This is a genomic window from Stutzerimonas kunmingensis (genome assembly GCF_900114065.1).
GTDB lineage: Bacteria > Pseudomonadota > Gammaproteobacteria > Pseudomonadales > Pseudomonadaceae > Stutzerimonas > Stutzerimonas kunmingensis.
The window spans coordinates 418,899-435,755 of the sequence record NZ_FORS01000002.1 but is presented as its reverse complement, the minus strand read 5'-3'; the positions used below and the strand labels follow the sequence as shown (position 1 = coordinate 435,755).

General features: G+C 62.6%; 15 protein-coding genes and 1 tRNA gene. 10 read left to right on the top strand and 6 right to left on the bottom strand.

Features of this window, described 5'->3' with window-relative positions; all coding sequences use genetic code 11:
- Nucleotides 1-10: 10 nt before the first annotated feature.
- From BM275_RS06470 to lpdA, 3 genes are all read left to right on the top strand, one after another.
- Entirely contained in the window at nt 11-3,157 is a 3,147-nt protein-coding gene (locus BM275_RS06470) for an efflux RND transporter permease subunit (protein WP_012614056.1), read from the top strand.
- A 53-nt stretch (nt 3,158-3,210) separates the two neighbouring features.
- On the top strand, nt 3,211-3,609 hold the full coding sequence (locus BM275_RS06465) for a hypothetical protein (protein ID WP_015912828.1): 399 nt from the start codon (nt 3,211-3,213) through the stop codon (nt 3,607-3,609).
- A 105-nt stretch (nt 3,610-3,714) separates the two neighbouring features.
- Nucleotides 3,715-5,142 carry a dihydrolipoyl dehydrogenase gene (gene lpdA / locus BM275_RS06460; protein ID WP_015912827.1) on the top strand — a complete coding sequence of 476 codons (1,428 nt, stop codon included), beginning with the start codon at nt 3,715-3,717 and terminating at the stop codon, nt 5,140-5,142.
- A 109-nt stretch (nt 5,143-5,251) separates the two neighbouring features.
- Here lpdA and BM275_RS06455 read toward each other — a convergent pair whose 3' ends face one another.
- Nucleotides 5,252-5,608, bottom strand: coding sequence for an ArsR/SmtB family transcription factor (locus BM275_RS06455; protein WP_015912826.1), 357 nt, complete (start codon nt 5,606-5,608; stop codon nt 5,252-5,254).
- 235 nt (nt 5,609-5,843) lie between these two features.
- Here BM275_RS06455 and BM275_RS06450 point away from each other — a divergent pair, with 235 nt between their 5' ends.
- From BM275_RS06450 to BM275_RS06435, 4 genes are all read left to right on the top strand, one after another.
- The gene (locus tag BM275_RS06450; protein ID WP_033471058.1) at nt 5,844-8,339 is read left to right on the top strand and encodes a heavy metal translocating P-type ATPase; all 2,496 of its coding nucleotides are present in this window, start codon (nt 5,844-5,846) and stop codon (nt 8,337-8,339) included.
- 15 nt (nt 8,340-8,354) lie between these two features.
- Nucleotides 8,355-8,834, top strand: a complete 480-nt coding sequence (gene cueR, locus BM275_RS06445; RefSeq protein WP_003821164.1) for a Cu(I)-responsive transcriptional regulator — start codon at nt 8,355-8,357, stop codon at nt 8,832-8,834.
- 15 nt (nt 8,835-8,849) lie between these two features.
- Nucleotides 8,850-9,188, top strand: a complete 339-nt coding sequence (gene fdx / locus BM275_RS06440; RefSeq protein WP_003821165.1) for an ISC system 2Fe-2S type ferredoxin — start codon at nt 8,850-8,852, stop codon at nt 9,186-9,188.
- A gap of 223 nt (nt 9,189-9,411) precedes the next feature.
- Complete coding sequence (locus BM275_RS06435; protein ID WP_017642570.1) at nt 9,412-10,170, top strand: MauE/DoxX family redox-associated membrane protein; 759 nt, start codon at nt 9,412-9,414, stop codon at nt 10,168-10,170.
- Between the two features lie 74 nt (nt 10,171-10,244).
- Here BM275_RS06435 and BM275_RS06430 read toward each other — a convergent pair whose 3' ends face one another.
- Complete coding sequence (locus tag BM275_RS06430; protein WP_003821167.1) at nt 10,245-10,439, bottom strand: heavy-metal-associated domain-containing protein; 195 nt, start codon at nt 10,437-10,439, stop codon at nt 10,245-10,247.
- Nucleotides 10,440-10,539: 100 nt separating this feature from the next.
- Nucleotides 10,540-11,022: an Lrp/AsnC family transcriptional regulator gene (locus BM275_RS06425; RefSeq protein WP_033471055.1), complete on the bottom strand. Its 483-nt coding sequence runs from the start codon at nt 11,020-11,022 to the stop codon at nt 10,540-10,542.
- A 131-nt stretch (nt 11,023-11,153) separates the two neighbouring features.
- Between BM275_RS06425 and hppD the strand changes: the two genes are divergently transcribed.
- On the top strand, nt 11,154-12,242 hold the full coding sequence (hppD, locus tag BM275_RS06420; protein ID WP_003821169.1) for a 4-hydroxyphenylpyruvate dioxygenase: 1,089 nt from the start codon (nt 11,154-11,156) through the stop codon (nt 12,240-12,242).
- A gap of 320 nt (nt 12,243-12,562) precedes the next feature.
- Complete coding sequence (locus tag BM275_RS06415) at nt 12,563-13,456, top strand: LysR family transcriptional regulator (protein WP_003821171.1); 894 nt, start codon at nt 12,563-12,565, stop codon at nt 13,454-13,456.
- 26 nt (nt 13,457-13,482) lie between these two features.
- Here BM275_RS06415 and BM275_RS06410 read toward each other — a convergent pair whose 3' ends face one another.
- On the bottom strand, nt 13,483-13,791 hold the full coding sequence (locus tag BM275_RS06410; protein ID WP_017642573.1) for a helix-turn-helix domain-containing protein: 309 nt from the start codon (nt 13,789-13,791) through the stop codon (nt 13,483-13,485).
- Between the two features lie 95 nt (nt 13,792-13,886).
- Here BM275_RS06410 and BM275_RS06405 point away from each other — a divergent pair, with 95 nt between their 5' ends.
- Nucleotides 13,887-14,528, top strand: a complete 642-nt coding sequence (locus BM275_RS06405) for a substrate-binding domain-containing protein (RefSeq protein WP_023110687.1) — start codon at nt 13,887-13,889, stop codon at nt 14,526-14,528.
- Between the two features lie 48 nt (nt 14,529-14,576).
- On the opposite strand, the gene BM275_RS06400 is transcribed toward BM275_RS06405, so the two are convergent.
- Together BM275_RS06400 and BM275_RS06395 are read right to left on the bottom strand one after the other, a co-directional pair.
- Nucleotides 14,577-16,520, bottom strand: a complete 1,944-nt coding sequence (locus tag BM275_RS06400; RefSeq protein ID WP_017642575.1) for a tyrosine-type recombinase/integrase — start codon at nt 16,518-16,520, stop codon at nt 14,577-14,579.
- A gap of 226 nt (nt 16,521-16,746) precedes the next feature.
- A tRNA-Gly gene (locus BM275_RS06395) sits at nt 16,747-16,822 on the bottom strand.
- Nucleotides 16,823-16,857: the final 35 nt, after the last annotated feature.

Below are 16,857 nucleotides of genomic sequence, written 5' to 3'. Positions count from 1 at the left end.
GCACCATTCCATGTTCAAGTGGCTTCTCGAAAATAGCTTACGAAACCGGCTCCTGGTCATCATCGGGGCGCTGGTGCTGATGGCGTATGGCGCGTTCACCCTGACGCGCACGCCGGTAGATGTCTTTCCCGATCTCAACAAGCCGACCGTCACTCTCATGACGGAGGCTGGCGGCATGGCTGCCGAAGAAGTCGAGCAACTCATCACGTTCCCGCTCGAAACGGCCATGAACGGCCTGCCCAGCGTCGAAAGCGTGCGCTCGGTCTCCAGCGCCGGGCTTTCCTTCATCTACGTGACATTTGACTGGAAGACCGACATCTTCCGGGCGCGCCAGATGGTCTCCGAACGCCTGACGTCCATGGAGGAAGGGCTAGCCCCGGGCGTGACGCCCACTATGGGGCCAATCAGCTCAGTGATGGGCGAGATCATGCAGATTGCAATCCCCATCGGTGCCAAGCCCTCAGGGCAGAAGAACGCAGCCCCGCCGCTGTCGGCCATGGACACTCGCGAGTACGCGGACTGGGTGCTACGCCCCCGGCTGATGGCCATACCTGGTGTTGCCCAAGTCATCCCGATCGGAGGCGAGGTCCGTCAGTTCCAGGTCCAGCCCAACACCACGCGAATGTCAGAGCTGGGCGTGACTGCGTCCGATCTGGATGCGGCTCTCAAGGGCTTCTCCGCGAACACTTCCGGCGGCTTCCTGGAGATCAATGGCCGCGAGTACCTGATCCGCAACCTGGGCCGCACGTCCCGACTCGACGACCTGCGTAACCTGCCTCTCGCGGTGCGTGCGGGCCAACCCATCCTGCTCCACCAGGTCGCCGATGTTCAGTTTGCGCCAGCCATCAAGCGCGGCGATGCGGGCTTCGAGGGCCTGCCAGCCGTGATCCTGGGCATCCAAAAGCAGCCCACGGCCGATACGATTGCACTGACCCGCTCGATCGAGTCAGCGTTGGCGGACATGAAGGGCTCACTGCCGGCTGGCATGGCCGAGCCACAGGTGACCTTCCGACAAGCCAACTTCATCGAGGCGTCCATCAGCACGCTGCAAGGCAAGCTCATCGGCGCATCGGTCTTCGTGGCGGTGATCCTGTTCTTCTTCCTGGGCACTTTGCGCCCCCTGGTGATCGCGTTGACCGCGATTCCTGCCTCGATCTTCGTGACCGGGCTGGTGTTCCACTATTTCGGCCTATCAATCAACACCATGACGCTCGGTGGGCTGGCGATCGCCATCGGCGGTCTCGTGGACGATGCTGTGGTCGATGTGGAGAACATCATGCGGCGGCTCAAGGAGGACCGCACCCGCCACCCTGAGAACCGGCTGACGCCCCTGGTCATCGTTGCCAGGGCCTCGATGGAGGTTCGCTCGGCGATTCTCTACGCCACGATGATCATTGTGCTGGTGTTCCTGCCCCTGTTCGCGCTGCCGGGGATGGAGGGGCGCTTGTTCGTGCCGCTGGGCATCGCCTTCATCGTCTCCACGCTGGCCTCGCTGCTGGTCTCTGTGACGGTCACTCCGGTGCTTTCGTACTACCTGCTGCCCAAGATGAGGACGCTGGACCATGGCGACACTCGGCTTCTAGCCTGGTTGAAGACGCGCTATCAGGGCGGCCTGCAGCGGGTCTTGCAGCGGCCGCGTGCCGCCCTTGGCATGGCCGCTGTGGCTGTCACACTGGCTGTCGCCGCGGTGCCATTCTTCCCGACCACGTTCCTGCCCCCGTTCAATGAAGGAACGTTGCTGGTGGGCCTGCGCCTGAATCCCGGTGTGACGCTGGCCGAATCTTCGGCGCTTGCCCAGCAAGCCGAGCTGCTGGTCGCGCAGGTGCCAGAGGTGCAGCACGTGGGCCGGCGCAGCGGACGGGCCGAGCTGGACGAGCATGCCGAAGGCGTGCATGTCAGCGAGCTGGACGTGGGCCTGCTGCCCGCCTCGGAGCTAAAGCGCTCCATGGAGGAGATCACCGCCGACATCCGTTCGCGTCTGGCTCACTTGCCCGGCTCCATCGGCATTGGCCAGCCGATCTCGCACCGCATCGACCACATGTTGTCGGGGGTGCGCTCGCAGATCGCCATCAAGGTGTTCGGCGAGGACCTGGACGTCCTGCGCGGGCAGGCGGATCTGCTGCGCGCCAAGCTGGCCGGAATTCCGGGGCTTGCTGACCTGGAGATCGAAAAGCAGGTCCTAGCGCCGCAGATCAAAATCCGCGTGGATTATGCGGCGGCGGGACGCTACGGCGTGGCCGCACCGCAAATTCTGTCCACGCTGCAAAGCCTGGTCGAAGGCGAAAAGATCACCGAGGTCATCGAGGGCAACCGCCGCTTCGCGCTGGTGGTTCGCCTGCCCGAGCAGGCGCGGTCGATTGAGGGCTTGAGCCGCATCCTCATCGACACGCCCATGGGTCGGGTCCCGTTGTCGCGCCTTGCCACCATCGAAGACAGCGACGGCCCCAACCAGGTCAGCCGCGACGATGGCCGTCGACGCATAGTTTTGTCGGCCAACGCTCAGGGACGGCCGCTGTCCGAAGTAGTGGCCGACATACGCAGCGTCGTCCAAGAAGTGCGCTTGCCCGAAGGCTACTTCATCACGCTGGGCGGCCAGTTCCAGGCACAAGAGGAAGCCTCGCGACTGGTGGGCCTGCTGTCCATCGTCTCCCTGACGCTCATGTTCGTGGTGTTGTACACGCGCTACAAGTCGGTCGTCCTATCAGCGCTCATCATGGTGAACATTCCATTGGCCCTGGTCGGCGCCGTGTTGGGGCTGTGGCTGTCTGGCCAGCCGTTGTCCGTGGCCGCCCTGGTCGGCTTCATCACGCTCGCGGGTATTTCTGTGCGCAACGGCATCCTGAAGGTGAGCCACTACCTCAACCTCATGCGCATGGAGGGCGAGGACTTCGACCAGAAGATGATCGTGCGTGGCTCGCTCGAACGGCTTTCCCCGGTTCTGATGACCGCGCTGGTCACGGCCTTCGCGCTGGCCCCGCTGCTGTTCGAGGCGTCCCGACCCGGTACTGAGATCCTGCACCCCGTCGCGGTGGTGATCTTCTCGGGGCTGGTCAGCTCCACGCTGCTAGACACCTTCCTTACACCCGCCATGTTCTGGCTGTTCGGCCGCAAGCCTGCCGAACGCCTGCTGGACGACCGCGACGCGGAGGCATTCTGATGCAACGCCTTCTGTCACCCGATTTCAACCACCGTAACCCTATAGGAGCTTTCATGTCTGTTCGATTTCGTTCCCTCACGGCCGGCACCGCCCTCGCCCTGGCATCCGTCACCGCCTTCGCCGCAGGCGACCATGACCACGCGCATGACCACAAGCCGCTGCATGGTGGCGTCGTGACCGAAGTCCGGGACGTGGACTACGAGTTGGTCGTTCAGCCCGCAGCAGCGCAACTCTACCTGCGCGACCACGGCAAGCAGGTCAATGTAAGCAACACCAAAGCCAAGCTCACACTGTTGACCGGCTCACAAAAGCAGGAGGTGCAACTCACGCCTGCCGCGGACGGAAGCCGCCTCGAAGGCAGCGGGACCTTCGCCGCAGCCAAGGGCACGAAGGCCGTCGTCCAAGTCGAACGTGGGGGCAATACCGCGAGCGCCCGGTTCGTTCTGCCGTAGTGTTCAACGTGATCGTCAGGGAACGAGCTGTAATCTGGCGACCACCTGACAAAAGGCGCGACATAGGCGCTCACTATTTCCTCAAAAACTTTGGAGATGTAAATCATGGAAATGCATTTCGACGTCATTGTTATCGGTGCCGGCCCAGGCGGATACATCGCGGCCATTCGCGCTGCCCAATTAGGCATGAAGGTCGCTTGTGTAGATGCCTGGAAGAACAAGGACGGAAAGCCAGCACCTGGCGGCACCTGCAACAACATCGGTTGTATCCCTTCGAAAGCGCTACTGCAGTCGTCAGAGAACTTTGAACAAGCCAAGCACCACTTTGGCACGCACGGCATCTCCACGGGTGATCTGCGCATGGATGTGACCACGATGTTGGAACGTAAGAATCAGGTCGTGAAGTCCAGCAACGAAGGCATCCTTTATCTGTTCCGCAAAAACAAGGTCCAGTTTTTCAACGGCCTGGCGTCTTTCACCAGGACTGTCGATGGTGGCTTCGAGGTGAGCGTCGCCGCCGATGAGGCTGTTACCTTGGTGGGCAAGCAGATCATCGTTGCCACAGGCTCCAACGTGCGGCCACTCCCCAACCTACCGTTCGATGAGCGGGTCGTGCTCTCCAACGACGGCGCGCTGGACATCGCGGCCGTGCCCGATCGGTTGGCCGTCATCGGTGCCGGCGTGATCGGCCTGGAGCTGGGCTCCGTTTGGCGCCGCCTGGGGGCGGATGTCACGATCCTCGAAGGCTTGCCCAGCTTCCTGCCAATCGTCGACCAAGCCATCGCCAAGGAGGCGAAGAAGGCGTTCGACAAGCAAGGCCTGAAGATCGAACTAGGTGCGAAGGTTCGCGAAGTCAATGCAACCGAGGCTGGCGTGACTATTCACTACACCGACAGCCAGGGCCAGACGCAGTCCTTGCAGGCAGACAAAGTGATCGTGGCTATCGGCCGTGTGCCCAACACCGAAGGCCTGAATCCGGCCGCCGTGGGACTCCAACTGGATGAGCGCGGCGCCGTGCTGGTGGACGATGAATGCCGCACCAGTGTGCCCGGCATCTGGGCCATCGGTGACGTGGTGCGTGGCCCGATGTTGGCGCACAAGGCGGAAGAGGAAGGTGTCGCAGTGGCCGAGCGCATTGCCGGCCAGCACGGTCACGTCGATTTCAATACGATCCCCAACGTCATCTACACCAGCCCAGAGATTGCCTGGGTAGGCCGCACCGAGCAGCAGCTCAAAGAGCAGGGCACCGCCTATCGAATCGGTTCCTTCCCGTTCATGGCCAATGGCCGCGCGCGTGCGCTGGGCGACACGCCGGGCCTCGTCAAGGTGATCGCCGATCCTGCCACTGATGAGATACTCGGCGTGCATGTGGTCGGCCCGCAGGCCAGTGAACTGGTGGCCGAGGCCGTGATCGCCATGGCGTTCAAGGCCAGCAGCGAAGACATCGCCCGCATCTGCTTTGCCCATCCGACCCTCTCCGAGACGTTCAAAGAGGCCTCGCTGGCCGTGGACAAGCGCGCGCTCAACTTCTGATTGATCGGAAGCGGCATCCAAACCACCTCACCGAACGCAGCTGCGGGCGGTGGGGCGCATATCGCCATGGAACGTAGGCCACGCCGCAACGGCATGCTATGCCCAACAGTTACTCGTCGTTGTGGTCTTCCGCGATGTGGGTGGCCATATCCAGCAGCACCTGGTTCACGTGCTTGTCCGCCACCTCATAGAAGATCTGTTTGGCTTGGCGCACGCCCTTGACCAGGCGAGCACCGCGCAGCAGCCGCAGGTGGTGGCTCACCAGCGACTGCGAGAGTTCGAGGGTTTCAGCGATGTCCCCGACCGAGGAAGAGCCTTTCATGCAGCACAGCATGATTCTCAGCCGGGACGGGTCACCCAGGAGGCGGAATGTCTCAGCCAAGATGGTCACGTCATTCTGTGACAGCGATTCCAAATCGGCGCTGGGACCCTTCGGTGGGGTACTGAATGGCTTACTTGTATTCATTTTTAAAATATTTCCTAACCTCGAATGGCTGTTTTCGCCCTTCAGAATTAACAAGGCAGCGGCCGCTTAGGCGCGCGCAGCAAAGAACCAGTGCGAGCCTGGCAGGCAAGGCCTCCGTTCCCCGTGCACCGGGTCATTTCTGAAACCTGACAGCATCCGAAAAAGCGCTTGACCTTCCCACGATGGTAAACCCTAAGCTCCCTCCATGTCGAATTTCAACTATGGGAAGCACACCATGAGCATGGCAACAACGAGTAGTGCTGGCGGCCAAGCAGCGGCAATCAGCCTGCCCATCGAGGGCATGACCTGCGCAAGCTGCGTCGGCCGAGTCGAGGCCGCCCTTGCCAAGGTCGAGGGCGTGGCAAGCGTGTCTGTCAATCTCGCCACCGAGCGAGCGGACATTCGCCTGAACCGTGCTGTCGATCGCATGGCGCTGATCCAGGCGATCGAGAAGGTAGGGTACGACGTGCCTCAGGGCACCATCGAGCTGGCGATCGGAGGCATGACCTGCGCTTCGTGCGTGGGCCGCGTCGAGAAGGCGCTCAAGGCGGTGCCGGGCGTCACTGAGGCTGTGGTCAATCTGGCGACCGAGCGCGCTACCGTGCGTGGTGTGGCATCCGTGCAGGATCTAATCGCGGCTGTCGATAAGGTCGGCTACGAGGCCAGCCCTGTCGATACCAGCATGCAGGCCGACGAGGAAGCCGCCGAGAAAAAGGACGCCGAGCGCGCCGAACTCAAGCGCGACCTGACCCTGGCCGCCGTGCTGGCGCTGCCTGTGTTCGTGCTCGAAATGGGCTCGCACATGATTCCCGGCATGCACGAGTGGGTGGCTTCCACCATCGGCATCCAGCAGAGCTGGTATCTGCAGTTCGTGCTGACCCTGCTGGTGCTCGCCATTCCGGGCTGGCGCTTCTACGAGAAGGGCTTCCCGGCGCTGTTCCGCCTGGGTCCCGACATGAACTCGCTGGTCGCGGTCGGCACGGCCGCGGCCTTCGGCTATTCGATGGTCGCCACGTTCGCGCCCAGTCTGCTGCCGGCCGGCACGGTGAACGTGTACTACGAGGCGGCCGCCGTCATCGTGGCGCTGATCCTGCTGGGCCGCTTTCTTGAGGCACGGGCCAAGGGCCGCACCTCCGAGGCCATCAAGCGCCTGGTCGGCCTACAGGCCAAGGAGGCGCACGTGCTGCGCGACGGCCGCATCGTGGACATCCCGATCAACGACGTGGCGCAGGGCGACATCGTGGAAGTGCGCCCCGGCGAGCGCGTGCCGGTCGATGGTGAAGTGACCGAGGGCCGCAGCTTCGTGGACGAGTCGATGATCACCGGCGAGCCGATTCCCGTCGAAAAGGCGGAAGGCAGCACCGTGGTCGGCGGCACCGTCAACCAGAAGGGTGCGCTGACGCTGCGTGCCACCGCCGTGGGCGGTCAGACCATGCTGGCGCAGATCATCCGCATGGTCGAGCAGGCGCAAGGTTCCAAGCTGCCGATCCAGGCCGTGGTGGACAAGGTGACGCTGTGGTTCGTGCCCGCCGTCATGCTGGCCGCCGTGCTGACCTTCCTGGTCTGGCTGGTGTTCGGCCCGTCGCCCGCGCTGTCCTTCGCGCTGGTCAATGCCGTGGCGGTGCTGATCATTGCCTGCCCGTGCGCCATGGGTCTGGCGACGCCGACCTCCATCATGGTCGGCACGGGCCGGGGCGCTGAGATGGGCGTGCTGTTCCGCAAGGGTGAAGCCCTGCAACTGCTCAAGGACGCCAAGGTGGTGGCCGTGGACAAGACCGGCACGCTGACCGAGGGCCGCCCGGTCCTGACCGACCTGGAGATTGCCGACGGCTTTGACCGCAACCAGGTGCTGGCGAAGGTCGCCGCCGTGGAATCGCGCTCGGAGCATCCGATCGCACGCGCCATCGTCGAGTCGGCCGTGGAAGGTGGCATCGCGCTGCCGACGATGACAGACTTCGATTCGGTCACGGGCATGGGCGTGCGCGCCACCGTGGACGGCGCGCGTGTCGAGGTCGGTGCCGATCGCTTCATGCGTGAGCTGGGGTTGGACGTGGGCGGCTTCGCTCGCACGGCCGAGCGCCTAGGCAACGAGGGCAAGTCGCCGCTGTACGCCTCGATCGACGGCCGGCTGGCCGCCATCATCGCGGTGGCCGATCCGATCAAGTCCAGCACGCCCGCGGCCATTGCCGCGCTGCACCAGCTCGGCCTGAAGGTGGCGATGATCACCGGCGACAACGCGCGTACCGCGCAGGCCATCGCCAAGCAACTGGGCATCGACGAGGTGGTGGCCGAAGTGCTGCCCGAGGGCAAGGTCGAAGCCGTGCGCCGGCTGAAAGCCAGCCACGGCCAGATCGCCTACGTGGGCGACGGCATCAACGACGCCCCGGCGCTGGCCGAGGCCGACGTGGGCCTGGCCATCGGCACCGGCACCGACGTGGCGGTGGAGTCGGCCGACGTAGTGCTGATGTCGGGCAACCTGCAGGGCGTGCCCAACGCCATCGCGCTGTCCAAGGCGACCATCGGCAACATCCGCCAGAACCTGTTCTGGGCGTTTGGCTACAACACGGCCCTGATCCCGGTGGCCGCTGGCGTCCTGTACCCCGCATACGGTGTGCTGTTGTCGCCGATCTTCGCGGCTGGCGCGATGGCGCTGTCCAGCGTGTTCGTGCTCGGAAACGCGCTGCGCCTGCGCCGCTTCCAGCCGCCGCTGGCGGCGGATACCGCTCATTGAGAAAGGAGGAACACCATGAACATCGGTGAAGCATCCAAGGCCTCGAAGGTCTCGGCCAAAATGATCCGCTACTACGAGCAAATCGGTCTGATCCCTCCGGCTGACCGCACCGATTCGGGCTACCGCGCCTATACCCAGGACGACGTTCACCGGTTGCATTTCATCCGGCGTTCGCGCGACCTCGGCTTCTCGGTAGCCGAGATCACGGACTTGCTGGGACTGTGGAATGACAAGTCGCGCCAGAGTGCTGATGTAAAGCGTCTGGCCCAGCAACACATCGACGAGTTGGACCGGCGCATCGAGAGCATGCTGGAGATGGCCGCGACGCTCAAGGCGCTGATCCGGTGTTGCGCCGGCGACGAACGGCCCGACTGCCCGATCCTGCACACGCTGGAGCAGCCCGATACCAGTGACAACAAGCCCGAAGCGCGCACTGGCGCAGTGCCGCGCCGCGCGCGAGCCAACGCAGCAGGAAAAAAGCCGCGTGCGCACTGAGCAGCCAGGAGAGATATGCCCAAAATCACAGTCTTGCCCCATCCTGAACTGGCTCCCGAGGGAGCCGAACTGAACGTGCCAGCAGGCACTTCGATCTGCGAGGCCCTGCTGGACAACGGCATCGAGATCGAGCATGCCTGCGACATGAGCTGTGCCTGCACGACCTGTCACTGCATCGTGCGCAAGGGGTTTAATTCTCTAAACGAAGTCGAGGAGTGCGAGGATGATCTGCTCGACCGGGCCTGGGGACTGGAGGCGCAGTCGCGGCTGAGCTGCCAGGCCATCGTTGCGACCGAAGACCTGACCGTCGAGATCCCCAAGTACACGATCAACCATGCCAAGGAGAACCACTAGGAGCCTGCGTGCTGCCTCAGGCGCACCGGCCTGCGGCAGGGTTGCTCTGGCAGATGGAGGACTGACGGCATTGCAGCCAGATAACCAACCCGTGGGCCAGACCAACCCGCGAGCCAGGTGTCTACACTCCCTTTGCACGGTCGTCGGTTAGGCTGGAAAGGTCATCAACGTCCTTAAATCCGTGACGGCCGGCCCATGGAAAGTCACACAGGAGAAGTCCTGCATGTCTGCGCCCAAGCTAGCCACGCTCTACCGAATGGTCATGCCCGGCCATACCTGCCCCTACGGGCTGAAGTCGCTCGATCTGCTCAAACGCAAGGGCTACGAGGTCGAGGACAAACACTTGGCGAGCCGCGAGCAGACGGATGCGTTCAAGAAGGAGCATGGCGTCGAGACCACGCCCCAGGTCTTCATAAACGGGCGGCGCGTGGGCGGCTACGACGACCTACGCAAATTCTTCGGCATGTCCGTGAAGGACAAGAACGCCGTGACCTACACCCCTGTGATCGCGCTGTTCGCCATGGCGGCCGCGATGGCGCTGGCGGCGAGCTGGGCGGCCTTCGGCCAGCTCTGGAGCATTCAGGCGGCAGAGTGGCTCGTGGCCTTTGCCATGTGTCTCCTGGCGCTGCAGAAGCTCAAGGACGTGGACGGCTTCGCGACGATGTTCCTCAACTACGACCTGCTGGCCAAGCGCTGGGTTCGGTATGCCTATTTCTACCCGTTCGCGGAGGCCATCGCAGGCGTCCTGATGGTCGCGGGCGTGGGGATGTGGGTGTCGATTCCGTTGGCGCTGTTCATCGGGACCGTCGGGGCCGTGTCGGTTTTCAAGGCGGTCTATGTCGATCGCCGGGAACTCAAGTGCGCCTGCGTGGGCGGGGACAGCAACGTGCCGCTGGACTTCGTGTCCCTGACCGAGAACCTGATGATGGTGGCGATGGCCCTGTGGATGTGGGCCAAGGTCGCCTACCTTGGGATGCACTGAGCGCCGCGCCAGATATGGCGCAGCGCACGTGCTCGCATCGGCCGTCCTGTGTGCATGCCGGCCACGACGCGGTGTTACTGCGCGCGCGGCGGGAAGCCAGCTTCGCTCAGGGCCGCGGCGATCTGCTCTTGCGAGGCCGAGGTCTGGACCTCGACACGGCGGGTCGGCGGGTCCGTAACGATCTTGGCGTTGGGGTCGATCGTTTGGATCGTTTTCGTCACAGTGCGGGCGCAGCCGCCGCAGGTCATGTCTTCGAGATGGAATTGCATGGAAAACTCCTTTCGGGTTGGGATGCTTAAAGTTTGATCCTTGCCACGGTTGGAAGGTCAAGCGCTATTTGCATCCCCGCCACACCAACCTGCCGAATGTTCATAGGGGCAAGGCCGTGGTGCTCTTCACGCGGTCCAGCACGAAGCTGGTCTTGCAGTCTTGCACGCTGGGGTGCTTGAGCAGCGTATCGAGCACGAAGCGGGAGTAGTGGGCCATATCTCTGACGACCACCCGCAACAGGTAGTCCATGTCGCCGGTCAGCGCGTGGCACTCCACCACCTCGGGCCAGTTCTGAACCGACGCGCGGAACACGTCCATGGGGTTGCGCTTGTGCGAATCAGAGTGCTTTTCGAGGCGCACGTTCAGGTAGGCCGTGAGGGTGAGGCCGATGCGTTCGGGGTGCACCAGGGCCACATAGCCGGCGATGACGCCAGCCTCTTCGAGGCGGCGCACCCGCCTCAGCGTGGCCGAGGACGACAGGCTTGCGTGTTCGGCCAGTTCGTCGAAGGTGGACCTTCCATTGCGTTGCAATGCATCAATAAGGCGTCTATCCGTACCATCAAGGACTATTTCTGTGCTCATTTCTTTCACCACGCAGGAATCAGGCATCAAGAAGTCTATTTGCAATTGATTTTGCAGAAATGATGTGCGGGCTTTTTCTTACCATCTAGGGTGTCCAGATTTCCACCCCAAACCCAAGAGAGACACCCCTGATGACCGACCTTTTTGACAACCCGATGGGCCTGTGCGGCTTTGAATTCGTCGAGTTCGCCTCGCCGACGCCCGGCGTGCTGGAGCCGCTGTTCGAGAAGCTCGGCTTCACCGAGGTGGCCCGGCATCGCTCCAAGGACGTATCGCTCTACCGCCAGGGCGACATCAACTTCATCGTCAACCGCGAGCCTAAAAGCCAGGCGGCGTATTTCGCGGGCGAGCACGGCCCCAGCCCCTGCGGGCTGGCGTTCCGCGTCAAGGATTCGCACAAGGCCTACCACCGCGCGCTGGAGCTGGGCGCGCAGCCGATGGACATTCCCACTGGCCCGATGGAGTTGCGCCTACCGGCGATCAAGGGCATCGGCGGCGCGCCGCTGTACCTGATCGATCGCTTCGAGGACGGCAAGTCCATCTACGACATCGACTTCGAATTCCTACCCGGTGTGGATCGCCGTCCCAAAGGCCACGGCTTCTCGATCGTCGATCACCTCACACACAACGTCTATCGCGGCCGCATGACGTACTGGGCCGACTTCTACACGAAGTTCTTCAACTTCCAGGAGATCCGCTACTTCGACATCAACGGCGAGTACACCGGCCTGGCTTCCAAGGCGATGAGCGCGCCGGACGGCCTGATCCGCATCCCGCTGAACGAGGAAGCACGCCAGGGCGGCGGCCAGATTGAGGAATTCTTGATGCAGTTCAGCGGCGAGGGCATCCAGCACATCGCCCTGCTGTGCGACAACCTACTCGATGCGCTCGACCGCGTGCAGATGGCCGGTATCCCGCTGCTGACCGCCCCCAACGACATCTATTACGCAAACTTGGAAAAGCGCCTGCCCGGCCATGGCCAGCCCGTGCCCGAGTTGCAGGCGCGCGGCATTCTGCTCGACGGCACGACCGAAGGCGGCCAGCCCCGCCTGCTGCTGCAGATATTCTCCGAGCCGCTGCTTGGCCCGGTGTTCTTCGAGTTCATCGAGCGCAAGGGCAACTACCGCGAGGGCTTCGGCGAAGGAAACTTCGGCGCCTTGTTCGAGTCGATGGAACGCGACCAGATCAACCGTGGCTCGTTGGAAATCAACCCGGCCTGATTTGGGCTTTTCCATGAAGGCAGAGCGCCTTCGGTCCTACATCTCGCGAGCCCCTCTGTGGGCTCGCGCTACTTTGGCGTCAGTACGGCCTTAGCCGCTCAAGCATTGAGCGGGTTGGGTTCGGCGTCACGTTCCGAAACAGTTGCTACCACTCTTGACTTGAGTTAATATATGAACATATGTATTCTTATTCAGATACACCGATGGCCTTTTTCCTCGCCCTGAAGAGGGACCCAGCACTACCTCGCCCCCTCTAAGCGCACTTCGGCAGCAATGCGCCGTGGCCAACCCAATGACCAGGATTGCTGAAGGACGTGCCCATGGAACTTCGTCATTTGCGCTGCTTCGTGGCTCTCGCCGAAGAGCTGCATTTCACCCGTGCTGCGGAGCGCTTGCACATCGAGCAGCCGCCGCTGTCCCGCACGATCAAGGAATTGGAAGACGAACTGGGGGTGCTGCTCTTTGACCGCGATCGGCGGGGAACGCGGTTGACGCCAGCGGGTACCACCTTCCTTCAGGACATTCGCCGGCTGTTCACCAACCTGGAGCAGGCACGAGAAAACGTCAGGGCGATCGCCGCAGGCCTAAGAGGCAGCGTGCGCATCGCCATCTCCGATGGCGCCATCGACCCGCGGCTGTCTGCACTTCTTGCCCTGTGCCGCCAGGAGGAGCCGGAGATCGAAATACGGCTCTCCGAGGTCACCCTGGCGGAACAGTTGCGGGGGCTGCGATCCGGCGACTTCGCGATCGGTTTCGCACACACTGCGGACGTCGGCGACGGACTGGTGACGGAGCCCATCTGGCAGGACCCGCTGGTGGTGACCTTGCCGATCCGGCACCCGTTGCTGGCCCACAAGGAAGTGTCGCTACGTGAACTCGTGAGTTACCCGCTGGTGATGTGCGATCCGCAGCTTTGCGAGGGCTACTGCCGCGAATTGACCCGGCTGCTACATCCCCTGGAGCGCGAGTCCACCATCGTTGAGCATGTCTCGTCGCTGGACATGATGCTCACGTTGGTCGGAGCTGGTTACGGCATCGGCTTCGCAACGGCGACCCGAATCGCGGTATGCCAACGTCCCGACGTGGTGATCCGGCCGTTGGCGCTCGATTCGGCCGTCATCATCACCTACCTGCTTCGGCCCGAAGGCGGTAGCGGACTATCCGTTCCCGTAGAGCGCTTCATCGAGCGTTTGCGTTCGCCAAAGAGCGATTAGCTACGGCGCCTGCGCCACACCCGGCGTCACGCATCGCCCTGAAGGTAGAGGTTGCGCTCCGTGGCCGTCATCAGTTCGGCCGAGCTGATCTTGAGAGCCAGGGAAATTTTTAGAATGAGAGCGAGTGTCGGCATGTGCTCGCCGCGCTCAATCTTGCCCATGTGCGAACGCGCGATCCCCGCCAAGCCCGCGAACTCATCCTGAGCAATCCCCTGATCCAGGCGAGCGGCTCGCACCGCTTGCCCGAACGCCAACGCCGGTGCGGACTCATAGGTGGTTACTCCGGCGGGCCGTCCAGGCCGAATAGTGCGCTTCTGCATTCGCAGAAGCGTCATGGAATCACTGATCTTTAACCACGTTAAAGATATCTCTTTAGTATGATGTCGGTAGATCTTTTCGATCCCCTCCCGCCGCCTCTTTGGGGGTATCCATGCATGACGTCATCAGTCCGCCCCCGAATTTCACACTCGCCATAGCGCCAGGTGTACCGTCTTCACGGCTGTCGGCGCTGCTTGCACTGCAGCGAGCGCAGGAGCCGGGCGTCGCGATGGCCGTGCGTGAAGTTTCGGATCAAGAGTTGATGACGGGCCTGCAGGAGGGCCGCTACGACGCGGGACTATCTCTTAGCGGTGCGGGGGATCACCTGACGAGTAGCCGGAGGCTATGGTGCGAAAGCATGGCCGTTGCGATACCACCGCGGTCCCGCTTAGTTAACCAGGCGAAGCTCACCATCTCAGATCTTCAGGATTATCCAATCTATCGCTGGCGGGTGGAGGCTTGCCCCTTGCTGGACGAGAGGTTGGCCTCCCTCATGCCAGTGGACCAAGAGAACATCCTGTCTGCAACTTCATTCGAGATGATGGCGCTGTGGGTCTCATCCGGCTACGGCATCGGCGTATGCGCGCAATCGCGCATCGAGCGTGCCCATCAATGGGGGATCGGCATGCGACCGCTCGCCGATGGCCCCTACAATATCGTGACGTACCTCCAACGGCCCCACGCGCAAGCCGATTCTGCTGCCAAGCGGTTCGAGCGTAGAGCGCTACAGATTGCTGGGGAAGGTGCAAGGTGATGGGCCTACGGCCGGAAGCGTCATCCCGGCCATAGGCTGACCCGTGGATTAGGTTCCCTCGATCACCACAGCGCTGTCCACTAGCCTACGAACGCTCTGCCGCACATCTTCCGGGACGGGCTGCGGGGCGACGGCCTTGGGCACATCCTCGTGATGCTGGTAGTCGCCCATGATGACCCGTACGATCGCCGGCACGTTGGTCGGCGTGACCGCATCGATGGCGGCGCGATCGCCCAGGTCAGGGTGCGGCTGGGTCAGCATGCGGTAAAGTCCCCAAGAATCCGCGTGCGGGCACTGGTTCATGAGCACCTGGGCCAGCCTGTGTTTGAGCGGCACCAGTTGCCAGTCCGGAACACGCTGTCCCCGATTGCCAAGGCTGATAGCCAGCAACTTTCCGGCTTTCAGTTCGCGGTTGATCTGGTCCTTGGACTTCCCGGCCAGCTTGCCGAACAACGGGACCGGCAGGCTGTTCGGCGACTCATAGATAGCCAGCATTTCCTCGCGCTCGCGCTGGATCGCGGACACTTCCGGCTCTGGGACATGCACCGGAGGCGGCGGCAGATGCGACAGTCTCCGGAACGTGATTCCGCCGCTGCTCGAAGTGACGACAATGGGCGTTGCGACAAGGGACTGCACGCCGGGCACAGGGGGCTCGGCCACGATGGGGGCCGCACCCACCGCCTCTTCCACTTCTGCCATCGCAGGCACCCCATCGATGCGGATGGTCAGGTGTGCGCTCGCAGCTTCTACCTCGCCCTGTTCGAGCAGGTCGAGGCGATCGGCCCAGTCCTGCATCATCCGGCGCCTCGGCTCCACGTATTTGGCGTGGTTGTAGGCCGAGCTGACCTTGTTGGGGTCGGAGTGCGATAGCTGTGCATCCACCCAAATTTTCGGATAGCCGATTTCGTTGAGCGCCGTCGAGATGGTGCCGCGGATGCCGTGCCCGGTCAGGCGCCCCTCGTAACCCATGAGCTGCAAGGCCTTGTTCAGCGTATTTTCGCTGATGCGCTTCTTGAGTTCGCTGGTATGAGCCAACAAGTACTTCTGCGCCGGCCGCATCGCGCTCAGAAGATAGCGCACGATCTCGATGGCCTGCAGAGAGAGGGGCACGATGTAGGGCGGCACGTCCTGCGGCCGCTTACCGGCCTTGCGCATTTCGTCCTGGAGCTGCTTGACGAATTGTGGCGGGATGATCCACAAGCCGCGGTCGAGGTCGAACTGCTCAGGCTCGGCCAGCCGCAATTCGCCCGTCCGCACCCCAGTTAACAACAGCAGCCGCACACCAAGCTGGGTCTGCCAGCCGCGGGGGGTGTAGAGCCGAAGCTTCTGAAGGAACTCGGGCATCTCGGGCAGGTGCAGATAGGGATTGTGGGTCACCGGGGGCTTGGGTTCGGCCACCACATCCAGGTCAGCAGCAGGGTTGACCTCCAAGCCCTCGGCAACGACCAAGGCATAGCGGAACATCTGGTTGAACCAGGTGCGAACCTTCTCGGCGGTGGTGAACGCTTTGCGCTTCTCGATCGCCGCCAGAACTCCCAGGAGCTGAGGGCGGCGAATGTCGTAGATCGACATCTTCCCTAAGGCGGGCAGCACGTCCTTGTTGAAGATGCGCAGAATCTGCGACAGGGTGCTCTGGCGGCCTTCCTTGAGTTCCTTGCGGCGATGCTCGACCCAGGCATCAAAAACGTTCCTAAAGGTGTATTCACCCGCCAATTTGGCCGCGTGCCGGCGCTGGTCACGCTCGATTTGCGGATCAACCCCCCTGGCAAGCAGGGCTTGGGCCTTATCCCGCTCGGCGCGGGCCTCGCGCAAGCTGAGGGCAGGATATCCGCCCAGGGACATACGTTTTTGCTTGCCCAGCCAGTAGTAGCGAAACATCCACGACTTACCGCCTGCAGCAGAGACCATCAGGCCCAGGCAGTCATTATCGGAGAGGGTGTAGCGTTTTCCGGTGGTTCTTGCCTGCCGGACGGTCAGATCAGAGAGTGCCATTTCGAGGCTCCTAAGTAATGACTTAGGCCCTATGCTCGTCATGGTTCCCGCTCAGCCCCAGCAACTATCCGGTAGCCGTCCCACCCGTATTCTTGTGCCTCAATTGGTCACTCAAAAACGGTAGCTGTGGGTGGATTTCCGTGGCGCTCGCTGGAATGGAAAAAGGGGCCGAAGCCCCTTTTTTCAATGACTTACAGACGTCAGTAGAAGTCTGTAGATCATAATTTGGAGCGGGAAACGAGACTCGAACTCGCGACCCCGACCTTGGCAAGGTCGTGCTCTACCAACTGAGCTATTCCCGCGTTGTCTTGGTGACGGGCGCCATTCTATACGATCG

Excerpts from the sequence above, each read along its gene's own strand:
- BM275_RS06470 (WP_012614056.1), top strand. The coding sequence starts at position 11 with ATGTTCAAGTGGCTTCTCGAAAATAGCTTACGAAACCGGCTCCTGGTC.
- BM275_RS06465 (WP_015912828.1), top strand. The coding sequence starts at position 3,211 with ATGTCTGTTCGATTTCGTTCCCTCACGGCCGGCACCGCCCTCGCCCTG.
- lpdA (WP_015912827.1), top strand. The coding sequence starts at position 3,715 with ATGGAAATGCATTTCGACGTCATTGTTATCGGTGCCGGCCCAGGCGGA.
- BM275_RS06455 (WP_015912826.1), bottom strand. The coding sequence starts at position 5,608 with ATGAATACAAGTAAGCCATTCAGTACCCCACCGAAGGGTCCCAGCGCC.
- BM275_RS06450 (WP_033471058.1), top strand. The coding sequence starts at position 5,844 with ATGAGCATGGCAACAACGAGTAGTGCTGGCGGCCAAGCAGCGGCAATC.
- cueR (WP_003821164.1), top strand. The coding sequence starts at position 8,355 with ATGAACATCGGTGAAGCATCCAAGGCCTCGAAGGTCTCGGCCAAAATG.
- fdx (WP_003821165.1), top strand. The coding sequence starts at position 8,850 with ATGCCCAAAATCACAGTCTTGCCCCATCCTGAACTGGCTCCCGAGGGA.
- BM275_RS06435 (WP_017642570.1), top strand. The coding sequence starts at position 9,412 with ATGTCTGCGCCCAAGCTAGCCACGCTCTACCGAATGGTCATGCCCGGC.
- BM275_RS06430 (WP_003821167.1), bottom strand. The coding sequence starts at position 10,439 with ATGCAATTCCATCTCGAAGACATGACCTGCGGCGGCTGCGCCCGCACT.
- BM275_RS06425 (WP_033471055.1), bottom strand. The coding sequence starts at position 11,022 with ATGAGCACAGAAATAGTCCTTGATGGTACGGATAGACGCCTTATTGAT.
- hppD (WP_003821169.1), top strand. The coding sequence starts at position 11,154 with ATGACCGACCTTTTTGACAACCCGATGGGCCTGTGCGGCTTTGAATTC.
- BM275_RS06415 (WP_003821171.1), top strand. The coding sequence starts at position 12,563 with ATGGAACTTCGTCATTTGCGCTGCTTCGTGGCTCTCGCCGAAGAGCTG.
- BM275_RS06410 (WP_017642573.1), bottom strand. The coding sequence starts at position 13,791 with ATGACGCTTCTGCGAATGCAGAAGCGCACTATTCGGCCTGGACGGCCC.
- BM275_RS06405 (WP_023110687.1), top strand. The coding sequence starts at position 13,887 with ATGCATGACGTCATCAGTCCGCCCCCGAATTTCACACTCGCCATAGCG.
- BM275_RS06400 (WP_017642575.1), bottom strand. The coding sequence starts at position 16,520 with ATGGCACTCTCTGATCTGACCGTCCGGCAGGCAAGAACCACCGGAAAA.